The sequence below is a fragment of the Spiroplasma endosymbiont of Tipula paludosa genome (genome assembly GCF_964264785.1).
In the GTDB taxonomy this organism is placed as follows: Bacteria; Bacillota_I; Bacilli_A; order Mycoplasmatales; family Nriv7; genus Nriv7.
The window spans coordinates 1231219-1244488 of sequence record NZ_OZ183484.1 but is presented as its reverse complement, the minus strand read 5'-3'; the positions used below and the strand labels follow the sequence as shown (position 1 = coordinate 1244488).

Here is a 13270-nt window from a genome sequence, read left to right as displayed (position 1 = left end):
AGAATGCCAAGAGAATATAGTTTAGAAAAAACTCGCAATATGGGTGTTATAGCACATATTGATGCTGGTAAGACTACGGTTACTGAGAGAATTTTGGTACATACTAAAAGAATTCGTAAAGCTAGAGAAACCCATGATGGTGGTTCACAAATGGATTGAATGGCTCAAGAACAAGAACGCGGCATTACGATTACTTCAGCAGCAACAACAGCGGTTTGAAGAGAATTCAGACTTAATCTTATTGATACGCCAGGGCATGTTGATTTTACTGTTGAAGTAGAGCGGTCATTACGAGTATTAGATGGTTCAGTTGTGGTTTTAGATGCCCAGTCAGGTGTGGAACCACAAACAGAAACAGTTTGAAGGCAAGCAAATACTTACAAGGTACCAAGAATTGTGTTTATTAATAAAATGGATAAAATTGGTGCTGACTTCTTATATTCTATTAATACAATTTATGACCGTTTACAAGGTAATGCTCATCCAATTCAATTGCCAATTGGTAGTGAAGATAATTTTGATGGTATTATTGATTTGATTGAAATGAAAGCATATCATTATAATCAAAATGATATTCATGAAACAGTAGAGGAAATTCCGATCCCTAATGAATTACAAGAGTTAGTTAAAGAAAAGCGCAGTAGTTTAATTGAAACACTTGCTAAACTTGATGATGAATTAGCGATGCAATATTTAGAAGGCGAAGCGATTGGTGTTGAACAAATTAAACAAGCGATTCGTAATGCTACTTTAACAGCTGAATTCTTTCCTGTTGTTTGTGGATCAGCGTTTAAAAATAAAGGGGTTAAGTTGTTATTAGATGCGGTTGTTGATTATTTACCATCGCCATTAGATATCCCAGCCATTAAAGGGGTGCTTCGTAATGGTGAAGAAGCAGAAAGAAAAGCATCTGATGATGAACCTTTTGCTGCCTTAGCATTTAAAATTATGACTGACCCTTATGTCGGAAAGTTAACTTTCTTTCGTGTTTATTCAGGGGTATTAAACTCAGGTTCTTATATCTTGAATGCTACTAAAGATAAACAACAACGCATTGGAAGATTATTAAAAATGCATGCTAATAATCGTGAAGAAATTCAAGAAGTATATGCTGGTGATATTGCAGCGGCTGTTGGTTTGAAAGATACAACAACTGGTGATACTTTGTGTGATGAGAAGCATGCGATTGTTTTAGAATCAATGATTTTTCCAGAACCAGTTATTTCTTTAGCATTAGAACCAAAAACTAAAGCTGATCAAGATAAAATGAGTTTAGCGCTATCAAAACTTGCTGAAGAGGATCCAACATTTAAAACATGAACTGATAATGAAACTGGACAAACAATTGTTGCGGGAATGGGTGAATTACATCTAGATATTATTGTTGATCGCATGAAACGAGAATTTAAAGTTGAAGTAAATGTTGGAAATCCACAAGTATCATATCGTGAAACTATTAAAGTTTCATCTGATTGTGAAGGTAAATATATTAAACAATCAGGTGGTCGTGGACAATATGGGCATGTATGAATTAAATTTGAACCTAATCCAGATAAAGGATTTGAATTTGTTGATAAGATTGTTGGTGGTAGAGTTCCCCGCGAATATATTAGTTCTGTTAAAGCGGGACTAGAAGCTAGTTTATCTGGTGGTGTTTTAGCGGGATATCCATTAATTAATATTAAAGCAACATTATTTGATGGGTCATATCATGATGTTGATTCATCAGAGATGGCATTTAAGATTGCGGCTTCAATGGCTTTAAAAGAAATTAAGAAGCATTCGCAACCAGTATTGTTAGAACCAATTATGACTGTTGAAGTTGTAGCACCAGAAGTATATTATGGTGATGTGATCGGAAATCTTTCTTCAAGAAGAGGTCAGATTGAAGGCAGTGAGCAAAGAGGTAATGTTCAAGTTATTAAAGCTAAAGTACCGTTAGCAGAAATGTTTGGGTACGCAACTGATTTGAGGTCCTTTACACAAGGAAGAGCAAGTTATACAATGCAGTTTTCTCACTATCAAGAAACACCAAAATCGGTTAGTGAAAAAATTGTTGCCCAAAATTCAAAACAAGGATAATAAGGGCGCATAAAGTTTTGTTAGGTGGGTAAAGATTTGAATAATTTTGAAAGAAAAGCAACTAAAAATTTATTACCTTTTTACTTGAAAAATAATTAATAAAACAAAATATTTAATATTAACAAACATATTCTTAATAAAAGGTTATAAAAACTAAGTAAAATGCTTATAAAAACAACATTAAAATAATTTTTTACAACAAAAATCATACATAAGAAATATATACTTAATTTGCATATTGAAATAATTTATAGTAAATGACTATTTTTTCTTTTTTAAAAAATACCTAAGAAAACTAAACGCGACCGATAATAATTTTGTTGTTAGCAACTTGAATTTTAAGATAAATTTAAGATAAAATATAAATATCTTTTTTAAAAAGTAGTAATAAAAATGAAAGGAAGAAATGAAATGGCAAAAGAAGCATTTTCAAGAAGTAAACCGCATGTTAATATTGGAACAATTGGTCATGTTGACCATGGTAAAACAACTTTAACAGCAGCGATTACTTCGGTATTAGCAAAACAAGGTGGAGCAAAAGCAAGAAAATATGATGAAATTGATGCTGCACCAGAAGAAAAAGCAAGAGGTATTACAATTAATATTGCCCATGTTGATTATGAAACTGAAGCAAGACATTATGGACATATTGATGCTCCTGGGCATGCTGATTATGTAAAAAATATGATTACGGGTGCAAAACAGATGGATGGAGCAATTTTAGTTGTTGCTGCAACTGATGGCGCAATGCCCCAAACTAATGAGCATGTTTTATTGGCTAAAAATGTGGGAATTAAAAAATTAGTTGTTTATTTAAATAAAGTTGATTTACTTGATGATCCTGATATGTTAATCTTAGCAGAAGAAGATATTAGAGAATTATTAACTAAACATGGCTTTGATGGTGGCAATACACCAATTATTGAAGGTTCAGCATTAAAAGCATTAAATGGTGATCCCGAACAAGAAGCAAAAATTCTTGAATTAATGAAAGCTGTTGATGAATATATTCCAACGCCAGAGCGAGATTTAGATAAGCCATTTATGATGTCAGTTGGAAGTGTTGTGAGTGTTCCAGGTCGTGGAACAGTTGCTACTGGTCTTGTTGATCGGGGAATATTAAAACTTGGTGAAGCGGTAGAAATTGTTGGGTTTGGTGATAAGGTAATTAAAAGTATTGCTACAAGTATTGAAACTGGTCACAAAACGCTAGATGAAGCTAGAGCTGGTGATAATGTTGGAATCTTATTACGAGGTGTTGAAAAAGATGCCGTACGAAGAGGACAAGTTTTATGTAAACCAGGAACAGTTACGCCTCATAGTAAATTTCAAGCAGAAATTTACTTATTGACAAAAGCTGAAGGTGGTCGTCATACGGCAACTAAAAGTAATTATCAACCACAATTTTACTTACATTCTTCAGATGTAACAGGAACAGTTACCTTACCTGCTGGTGTTGACTTTGTAATGCCTGGTGATAATACTGAAATAACTGTTGAGTTAAATACTAAAGTTGCTTTAGAAGAAGGAACACAATTTGCTATTCGTGAAGGTGGTAAAACCGTAGCTTCAGGAATAATTAATAAGATTTTAGAATAAAAATTTTAAAAAATAAACTAAAATAAAAAGCAAAGAAAAAGTTATCTATTTAAAATAGATAACTTTTTAATTTTAATTTTACAAATTATTACTATTTAACTCTACTTAAAAGTTCAACTAGTGTTTTAACCATAACCCCACTACCACGAGAATCGCTATCAGCTGTTCCCGCAATATCTAAGTGAATGAAAGGTTTTTCTTCAACAAATTCTTGTAAGAAAGCAGCCGCTTGTGAAGAACCCATATCCCGAATTTTTCCAATATTTGCTAAGTCAGCTATTTGTGAGCATTGCATTTCTTCAATATTTTCTTTGTATATCGGCATTCTTCAAATGCGTTCTTTGCTTAAATCACTTGCTTGTTCAAATTGGTGGTAAAAATCATTGTTATTACTAAATACACCTGTAGCATGTTTTCCTAGCGATACTACGATTGCTCCGGTTAGAGTAGCAACATCAATAATTTTAGTAGCGTTGTTATTTCTAATGGCATAAGTAATTCCGTCAGCTAAAACTAAGCGTCCTTCAGCATCAGTATTTAAGATTTCAACGGTTTTACCGTTCATTGCAGTTGCCACAGCTTCAACTAAGGTGGCGTGACCTCCAATGCGATTTTCAGTTAAACAGGCAACAGCAACAACATTAATTGTGGGTTTAATTTTAGCAATGGCTAATAATGTTGAACAAACAATTGCTGCTCCCGACATATCAAATTTCATATTAATCATTGAAGCTGCTGGTTTTAATGAATAACCACCAGAATCAAAGGTAATTCCTTTGCCCACTAAACCAATTTTTTCTTTGCTATTAGGATTTCCTGTGTATTCAATTATCACAACTCGGGGGTCGTTGTGGCTACCATTAGCAACAGCTAGTAAAAGACCCATTTTATTTTCAATAATTGCTTTTTTATCTAAAATAGTAATTTTAACATTATCAATGTCTTCAAAAACTTTTTGAATATCTTGAGCAAAGATTTCTGGGTACATTAAGTTTGGCGGTGTATCTTGTAAGTTTCTTGTTAAATTAACACTATCTAGTTTAATTTGAGCAGTGTTAAAAATTTCGGTGCTATCACTAATATTAGTAATTAGATGATAGTTTGCTTTTTCTTGCTTTTTTTCTTGTTTATAAGATATTACTTGATGTTGGGTATATAAAATGGCTTCACTAATGGCTTGTAATGCCAATTGTTCATTAAAATCATCAGTTGTAAAACTAGCAACATCAATATTTAATTCCCGAGTGTTGGTACTGCTAAATTTTTTCATTCATTGCTGTAATTTACAAAATGTCATTTTCTTTTCTTTAAAGTAAACGAAAAGGATTTTTTCTGAGTCGATTAAGGTTGTATTTCCTTCAGATTTTTCAACGGTGCCCTTAATTGCTGCGCCTTCAAAAATCGCTTTTAAAGTTACAATGTTTTGTTGTGATTCTTTTGTTAAGTTAATCATATTTTTCCTCCTAATAATAAAATTATATAAATTATAACATTTTTGATTGCACAAATGCCGTAATATATTGATATAATCATAAAATAGATTAATAAGGGAAGAGGATACAACTAATGAAACGAATTAATGCTGATAAGAAGTATCAATGAGATTTAAGTTATTTATTTACTAGTGATGATGAATGAACGAAGGCGTTACAAAATTATATTAGTCATTATGGTAAATTGTATAATTTAAAAGGGAAATTACATCAACAAGAAAATTTTAAGCAATATATTTTATTGTCAGAGGCGGGAGAAATTTTAGGTGCAAAACTTTCGCAATATTTACATTATGGTAGTTTAGATACTACTGATGAACGATTTATTAATTTAAGTAATTTAATGATGAATGAGTCATTAAAAATTCAAACTAAGATGTCATTTGTTGAACCAGAATTAAAACAAATTGGTGCGGAAAAAATTATGCAAATGTTAGCAAATGATGCGAAATTAAAAAATTTTGAATATGATTTTCGGTCATTTTTTGAAAAAGTAAAATATTTATTAACAGAAGAACAAGAGGAATTATTAAACAATGTTGCTAAAACGCGAAGTACTAGTTATCAACTTTATGATTTATTAGCATATGCTGATAAGGAAAAACAATATCTTGATTATGATGGTGAAAAACAGGAATTAACAGAATCATTAGCAACTTCAATAGCACAATTATCGCGTCCCAAAGAAGATCAAAAATTACGACGAGAAACTAGTATCTTATTAAACAAACATTTAGTTACAAAGAAGCATTCATTAGCTAAAGTGTATGAAGATATTATTCAATATAGTGTTGAAGAAGTTAAATTAAGAAACTATGAAAGTTCATTGCAAGCATCATTATTAGGTGATAAAGTATTGCCAGATATGTATTTAACTTTATTAGAAGTTGGAAAAGCATATATTCATTTATATCGGCGTTTTATTAAAATTAAACAAAAATATTTTCAATTAGATAAATTTTATGCAACTGATAGTCATTTATTAATGAATAAAACAGAAAATAATAAGTATACTGTGGTGCAAGGGATTGCAATGGTAAAAGCAGCTTTTCAGCCATTGAGAGCAGAATATTTAACGATGTTAGATATCGCTTTATTACCAGGGCGAATTGATTATTTTGAAGACACTAACAAACGCAGTGGGGCATATTCGTCATCAGGTAAAGGTGTTGAACCAATTATTTTAATGAATTGAGATGATTCATTAAGATCTGTTGCTACCTTAGCACATGAATTAGGTCATTCCGTGCATACATTATTTTCTAATAAATATCAACCGCCTAATTTAGCACAATATCCGATTATTTTAGCAGAAGTGGCATCAACTTTTAATGAGCATCTTTTATTTAAATATCTGTATACGCAAGCTAAAGAAAAAGATGAACAAATTTATTTATTGGAAACAAGAATTAATGATTTAATGGCTACTTTCTTTCGTCAAATTCAGTTTGCTAAGTTTGAATGGGAAGCTCATAAAATAGTTGAACAAGAGCAGCCGATTAATGCTAGTATTTTAGCAAAATTGTTTAAAGATGTTTCAATTGAGTATGGTTATGATGTTTATGATGAAATTGCTGATGATGGCATTTATGCTTGACCGCGAATTTTACATTTCTTTAATTCCCCTTATTATGTTTATAAATATGCTACTTCGGTGACAACTTCGTTTAAGTTATATGATGATTTTGAAAAGGGCAATAAAGATAACATTTTGAATTTTCTTAAAGCAGGGGGTCATAAAGAACCAATGTTAATTTTGCAAGATGTTGGTATTGATTTAGCACTGGAGGCAACCTATGTGCCGTTAATGGAGCATTTGGAGCAACTATTGGATGAATTGGAAAAATTATTACAGCTTTAAAATAACAACTAAATTAACTTGTATAAAAGATGTTAAAAGTCAGAAGTTTACTTCTGACTTTTTTAAATTAGTTTTTAAAATGGGTCACAATGTCATTTTTAGAAAATAGTTTCAATGGAAATCATTTAATTTTAGATATAATAATGTCATTATAAGTTTAAGAAAAATATTTATATTTTAAGGAGTTGATAGTTTTTGAATTTATCAAGGAAAGTTTAAAAAATGTAAGTAATTAAAAATAGAGAGGTAGTTGCTAAATGCTTAGTCTAAAATCAGGAGAGAGACTTATACAAAAACCAGTTTTTTTAAAAATATTTTATTTAAAACTAGCAATATATTTATTATTATATATTTTGTTGCTAATTCCGATTTCTAATCGCAATGAAACATTTTATAATTTTTGCTGAATTATACTTGTAAGTGCAAGTAAATAAAATTGCAAAAGATTTCATATAAAAATTTCATGATGCTAAGTTTATTTTAGAAAAAGTAAATTTAAGGAGTTTTTATATGGGATACAAACATCTTGGCATAGATGAAAGAATTTATATTGAGAATCAATTGAAATTTAAAGTAAAAATTAGTGAAATAGCTAAAAATCTTAATCGAAGTATTAGTACTATTAATCGAGAAGTTAATAGAAATAAAGATAATAATCATTATTTTTCATTAATTGCACAAAATAAAGCAGAAAATAGAAAACAATTACATGTTTATTTTCATAAATTTAAAAATAGAGAATTAGTAAAATATGTACAACAAAAATTATTATTAGGTTGATCGCCTGAACAAATTTATGGCAGAATTAAAAATTTTCATCAAGAATGAATTATTAGTTTTAAAACAATTTACAATTGAATTTATTCTGGATTACTTGAAAAGGTTACTAGTAAAAATTTAAGAAGAAAAGGTAAGAAACGAAAATCTCAAGAAAATCGGGGTAAATTTAATGGTAAATCCATTAAAGAACGAAATGTTAATAATCGCATAACTCTTGGCCATTGAGAAGGTGATACTGTAGTATCATCACGAGGTAAAAGTAAATCATGTTTAATAACTTTAGTTGAAAGAACATCAAGATTTACTTTAGCAATATTAGTTGAAAATAGAACTACTAAAGTTATTAACAAAAATATTAGTCATTATTTATCAATTCTTCCAAATAATCTTGTTAAGACTATAACATTTGATAGGGGTAAAGAATTTGCTAATTGACAACAACTTGAAAAAAATTTAAATGTGAAAATTTATTTTGCTGATGCATATTCACCTTGACAAAGAGGTACTAATGAAAATACTAATGGTTTAATTAGAGAAAAATTTCCTAAAAAATTTAATTTTTCAAACACTACTAAAAATGCAGTTCATAAATTTATATTGTCTTTAAACCAAAGACCAAGAAAAATACTAAATTATCTTTCGCCAATCGAATATTTGGTTAGAAAAATAATTTAGTTGCACTTAACTTTACAATTTGGCTCATAAATTTAAAAATAGAGAATTAGTAAAATATGTACAACAAAAATTATTATTAGGTTGATCGCCTGAACAAATTTATGGCAGAATTAAAAATTTTCATCAAGAATGAATTATTAGTTTTAAAACAATTTACAATTGAATTTATTCTGGATTACTTGAAAAGGTTACTAGTAAAAATTTAAGAAGAAAAGGTAAGAAACGAAAATCTCAAGAAAATCGGGGTAAATTTAATGGTAAATCCATTAAAGAACGAAATGTTAATAATCGCATAACTCTTGGCCATTGAGAAGGTGATACTGTAGTATCATCACGAGGTAAAAGTAAATCATGTTTAATAACTTTAGTTGAAAGAACATCAAGATTTACTTTAGCAATATTAGTTGAAAATAGAACTACTAAAGTTATTAACAAAAATATTAGTCATTATTTATCAATTCTTCCAAATAATCTTGTTAAGACTATAACATTTGATAGGGGTAAAGAATTTGCTAATTGACAACAACTTGAAAAAAATTTAAATGTGAAAATTTATTTTGCTGATGCATATTCACCTTGACAAAGAGGTACTAATGAAAATACTAATGGTTTAATTAGAGAAAAATTTCCTAAAAAATTTAATTTTTCAAACACTACTAAAAATGCAGTTCATAAATTTATATTGTCTTTAAACCAAAGACCAAGAAAAATACTAAATTATCTTTCGCCAATCGAATATTTGGTTAGAAAAATAATTTAGTTGCACTTAACTTTACAATTTGGCTAACAAAAATATTAGTCATTATTTATCAATTCTTCCAAATAATCTTGTTAAGACTATAACATTTGATAGGGGTAAAGAATTTGCTAATTGACAACAACTTGAAAAAAATTTAAATGTGAAAATTTATTTTGCTGATGCATACTCACCTTGACAAAGAGGTACTAATGAAAATACTAATGGTTTAATTAGAGAAAAATTTCCTAAAAAATTTAATTTTTCAAACACTACTAAAAATGCAGTTCATAAATTTATATTGTCTTTAAACCAAAGACCAAGAAAAATACTAAATTATCTTTCGCCAATCGAATATTTGGTTAGAAAAATAATTTAGTTGCACTTAACTTTACAATTTGGCGATTTTTAATGAATGTTGCCTTTTCTTACCAGAAAATAATAATTTTAGTTTTTTTTAATTCTTTCAATTGGAATTTCTGTAGCATCAATTGCTAATAAATTATTATTAGTAACTTTATGTTCCAATAATATCTTTTTGCCAGGTATATGAAAGTGACTATTTTTTATTAGAGTATTTTCAACTCAAAAGATATTACGAATACAACTAACATGACTAATATTATATTTTTTTGCAATAATACGATATGTACTATATTCTTTTCAGTATTCTAAAGTCATAAGTAATCTTTGCTCTATTGATAATTTATTTGGTCTACCACCAATTTGTTTTTGTTTAGCTTTAGCTTCTTTTAAAATTTCTACCATTTTCATGAAAGTTTTATATTTTATGCCTATTAGACTATAAAATTCATTTTCGTCTTTGTATTTATCTAACATTTGTACTTCACCTAGTAAATAATATTATCAAAATAGTAGATAAAATTAAAGGTTATGTACCAAGTCTAATATATATCTCATTTAGAGGAGGATAGTAATAGATGTCAAGAATTACAGATGTAAGAGCAATAGAAGTTTTAGATTCTCGTGGTAATCCCACAATTCAAGTGGAAGTGTGAAGTGAATTTGGTTACGGCAAAGCCTTGGTTCCGTCAGGGGCATCCACAGGTGAATTAGAAGCTTTAGAATTAAGAGATAACGATGAAAAGCGATATATGGGTAAAGGTGTTTTAAAAGCTGTTGCTAATATTAATAAAATGATTCGTGAAAAAGTAGTAGGAATGGATGTTACTAATCAACTTTTAGTTGATCAAGTGATGATTAAATTAGATGGTACAGATAATAAAGAAAAATTAGGAGCTAATGCGATTTTAGGAGTATCAATGGCAGTTATGCGTGCAGGTGCTGATGAAGTAGGTTTACCATTATATCAATATATTGGTGGTATTAATGCTAGAAAATTACCAGTACCAATGTTAAACATTATTAATGGTGGAGAACATGCAGACAACACAATTGATTTTCAAGAGTTTATGATTATGCCGGTTAGTGCTCCTGATTTTAAAGAAGCAATTAGAATGGCAGCAGAAGTATTTCATACTTTAAAGAAAATTTTACACGATGCTGGTGATACTACTTCTGTTGGTGATGAAGGTGGATTTGCTCCAAATTTAGATAATGAAGGTGCATTAGATGTTATTGTTAAAGCAATTGAAACAGCAGGATATAAAACTGGTACGGATATTAAAATTGCAATGGATTGTGCTTCTAGCGAACTATATGATAAAGAACGAAAAATTTATGTCTTTAAAAAACTAAGCAAAAAAAGTGGCAAAGTTGTTGAAAAAACTACTGATGAAATGATTTCGTATTTAGAACAGTTAGTTAATAAATATCCGATTATTTCTATTGAAGATGGACTATCAGAACATGATTGAGATGGTTTTGTTAAATTAACAGAAAAATTAGGTAATAAAGTCCAAATTATGGGAGATGATATTTTTGTAACTAATCCTAAAATAACAAAAGAAGGTATTGAAAAGCAAGCGGCTAACTCAATTTTAATTAGCCAAATTGTAAAGTTAAGTGCAACTAAATTATTTTTCTAACCAAATATTCGATTGGCGAAAGATAATTTAGTATTTTTCTTGGTCTTTGGTTTAAAGACAATATAAATTTATGAACTGCATTTTTAGTAGTATTTGAAAAATTAAATTTTTTAGGAAATTTTTCTCTAATTAAACCATTAGTATTTTCATTAGTGCCTCTTTGTCAGGGTGAATATGCATTAGCAAAATAAATTTTCACATTTAAATTTTTTTCAAGTTGTTGTCAATTAGCAAATTCTTTGCCCCTATCAAATGTTATAGTCTTAACAAGATTATTTGGAAGAATTGATAAATAATGGCTAATATTTTCGTTAATAACTTTAGTAGTTCTATTTTCAACTAATATTGCTAAAGTAAATCTTGACGTTCTTTCAACTAAAGTTATTAAACATGATTTACTTTTACCCCGTGATGATACTACAGTATCACCTTCTCAATGGCCAAGAGTTACGCGATTATTAACATTTCGTTCTTTAATGGATTTACCATTAAATTTACCCCGATTTTCTTGAGATTTTCGTTTCTTACCTTTTCTTCTTAAATTTTTATTAGTAACTTTTTCAAGTAATCCAGAATAAATTCAATTGTAAATTGTTTTAAAACTAATAATTCATTCTTGATGAAAATTTTTAATTCTGCCATAAATTTGTTCAGGCGATCAACCTAATAATAATTTTTGTTGTACATATTTTACTAATTCTCTATTTTTAAATTTATGAAAATAAACATGTAATTGTTTTCTATTTTCTGCTTTATTTTGTGCAATTAATGAAAAATAATGATTATTATCTTTATTTCTATTAACTTCTCGATTAATAGTACTAATACTTCGATTAAGATTTTTAGCTATTTCACTAATTTTTACTTTAAATTTCAATTGATTCTCAATATAAATTCTTTCATCTATGCCAAGATGTTTGTATCCCATATAAAAACTCCTTAAATTTACTTTTTCTAAAATAAACTTAGCATCATGAAATTTTTATATGAAATCTTTTGCAATTTTATTTACTTGCACTTACAAGTATAATTCAGCATAAATTTAAAAATAGAGAATTAGTAAAATATGTACAACAAAAATTATTATTAGGTTGATCGCCTGAACAAATTTATGGCAGAATTAAAAATTTTCATCAAGAATGAATTATTAGTTTTAAAACAATTTACAATTGAATTTATTCTGGATTATTTGAAAAGGTTACTAGTAAAAATTTAAGAAGAAAAGGTAAGAAACGAAAATCTCAAGAAAATCGGGGTAAATTTAATGGTAAATCCATTAAAGAACGAAATGTTAATAATCGCATAACTCTTGGCCATTGAGAAGGTGATACTGTAGTATCATCACGAGGTAAAAGTAAATCATGTTTAATAACTTTAGTTGAAAGAACATCAAGATTTACTTTAGCAATATTAGTTGAAAATAGAACTACTAAAGTTATTAACAAAAATATTAGTCATTATTTATCAATTCTTCCAAATAATCTTGTTAAGACTATAACATTTGATAGGGGTAAAGAATTTGCTAATTGACAACAACTTGAAAAAAATTTAAATGTGAAAATTTATTTTGCTGATGCATATTCACCTTGACAAAGAGGTACTAATGAAAATACTAATGGTTTAATTAGAGAAAAATTTCCTAAAAAATTTAATTTTTCAAACACTACTAAAAATGCAGTTCATAAATTTATATTGTCTTTAAACCAAAGACCAAGAAAAATACTAAATTATCTTTCGCCAATCGAATATTTGGTTAGAAAAATAATTTAGTTGCACTTAACTTTACAATTTGGCTTATGAAAATAAACATGTAATTGTTTTCTATTTTCTGCTTTATTTTGTGCAATTAATGAAAAATAATGATTATTATCTTTATTTCTATTAACTTCTCGATTAATAGTACTAATACTTCGATTAAGATTTTTAGCTATTTCACTAATTTTTACTTTAAATTTCAATTGATTCTCAATATAAATTCTTTCATCTATGCCAAGATGTTTGTATCCCATATAAAAACTCCTTAAATTTACTTTTT

The 13270-nt window shown here is 28.4% G+C and carries 11 protein-coding genes and 1 pseudogene; 8 read left to right on the top strand and 4 right to left on the bottom strand.

The features are described 5' to 3' along the window. Positions 1-3 precede the first annotated feature (3 nt). Positions 4-2082, top strand: coding sequence for an elongation factor G (gene fusA / locus ACFEL5_RS07480; protein WP_375315364.1), 2079 nt, complete (start codon positions 4-6; stop codon positions 2080-2082). A 411-nt stretch (positions 2083-2493) separates the two neighbouring features. Beyond that, positions 2494-3681 (top strand): elongation factor Tu, encoded by a 1188-nt coding sequence (gene tuf, locus ACFEL5_RS07475; RefSeq protein WP_375315363.1) that lies wholly within the window; start codon positions 2494-2496, stop codon positions 3679-3681. Between the two features lie 91 nt (positions 3682-3772). Here the strand turns inward: tuf and ACFEL5_RS07470 are convergent, their stop codons facing one another. Continuing rightward, positions 3773-5134, bottom strand: coding sequence for a M17 family metallopeptidase (locus ACFEL5_RS07470; protein WP_375315362.1), 1362 nt, complete (start codon positions 5132-5134; stop codon positions 3773-3775). Between the two features lie 113 nt (positions 5135-5247). On the opposite strand from ACFEL5_RS07470, the gene pepF reads away from it, so the two are divergent. From pepF to ACFEL5_RS07450, 4 genes are all read left to right on the top strand, one after another. Next, positions 5248-7035 (top strand): oligoendopeptidase F, encoded by a 1788-nt coding sequence (gene pepF, locus ACFEL5_RS07465; RefSeq protein ID WP_375315361.1) that lies wholly within the window; start codon positions 5248-5250, stop codon positions 7033-7035. A gap of 510 nt (positions 7036-7545) precedes the next feature. Next, positions 7546-8490: an IS30 family transposase gene (locus ACFEL5_RS07460; RefSeq protein ID WP_338966716.1), complete on the top strand. Its 945-nt coding sequence runs from the start codon at positions 7546-7548 to the stop codon at positions 8488-8490. Positions 8491-8509: 19 nt separating this feature from the next. Continuing rightward, positions 8510-9250 (top strand): IS30 family transposase, encoded by a 741-nt coding sequence (locus ACFEL5_RS07455; RefSeq protein WP_375315360.1) that lies wholly within the window; start codon positions 8510-8512, stop codon positions 9248-9250. 19 nt (positions 9251-9269) lie between these two features. Continuing rightward, the gene (locus ACFEL5_RS07450) at positions 9270-9605 is read left to right on the top strand and encodes an IS30 family transposase (protein ID WP_375315359.1); all 336 of its coding nucleotides are present in this window, start codon (positions 9270-9272) and stop codon (positions 9603-9605) included. Positions 9606-9673: 68 nt separating this feature from the next. Here ACFEL5_RS07450 and ACFEL5_RS07445 read toward each other — a convergent pair whose 3' ends face one another. Further along, a complete protein-coding gene (locus ACFEL5_RS07445) occupies positions 9674-10066 on the bottom strand; it encodes a transposase family protein (protein ID WP_375315019.1) in 393 nt (130 codons plus the stop codon). A 101-nt stretch (positions 10067-10167) separates the two neighbouring features. Between ACFEL5_RS07445 and eno the strand changes: the two are divergent. Beyond that, positions 10168-11220: pseudogene (eno, locus tag ACFEL5_RS07440) on the top strand (phosphopyruvate hydratase); the annotation flags it as partial. Here the strand turns inward: eno and ACFEL5_RS07435 are convergent. Then, positions 11219-12163, bottom strand: a complete 945-nt coding sequence (locus tag ACFEL5_RS07435) for an IS30 family transposase (RefSeq protein ID WP_375315358.1) — start codon at positions 12161-12163, stop codon at positions 11219-11221. The pseudogene eno and the gene ACFEL5_RS07435 sit on opposite strands and share 2 nt — an antisense overlap. Before the next feature lie 68 nt (positions 12164-12231). Between ACFEL5_RS07435 and ACFEL5_RS07430 the strand changes: the two genes are divergently transcribed. Further along, a complete protein-coding gene (locus ACFEL5_RS07430) occupies positions 12232-13005 on the top strand; it encodes an IS30 family transposase (RefSeq protein ID WP_375315357.1) in 774 nt (257 codons plus the stop codon). On the opposite strand, the gene ACFEL5_RS07425 is transcribed toward ACFEL5_RS07430, so the two are convergent. After that, entirely contained in the window at positions 13002-13244 is a 243-nt protein-coding gene (locus ACFEL5_RS07425; protein ID WP_342277269.1) for a helix-turn-helix domain-containing protein, read from the bottom strand. The genes ACFEL5_RS07430 and ACFEL5_RS07425 overlap by 4 nt on opposite strands. Between the last annotated feature and the right edge of the window lie 26 nt (positions 13245-13270).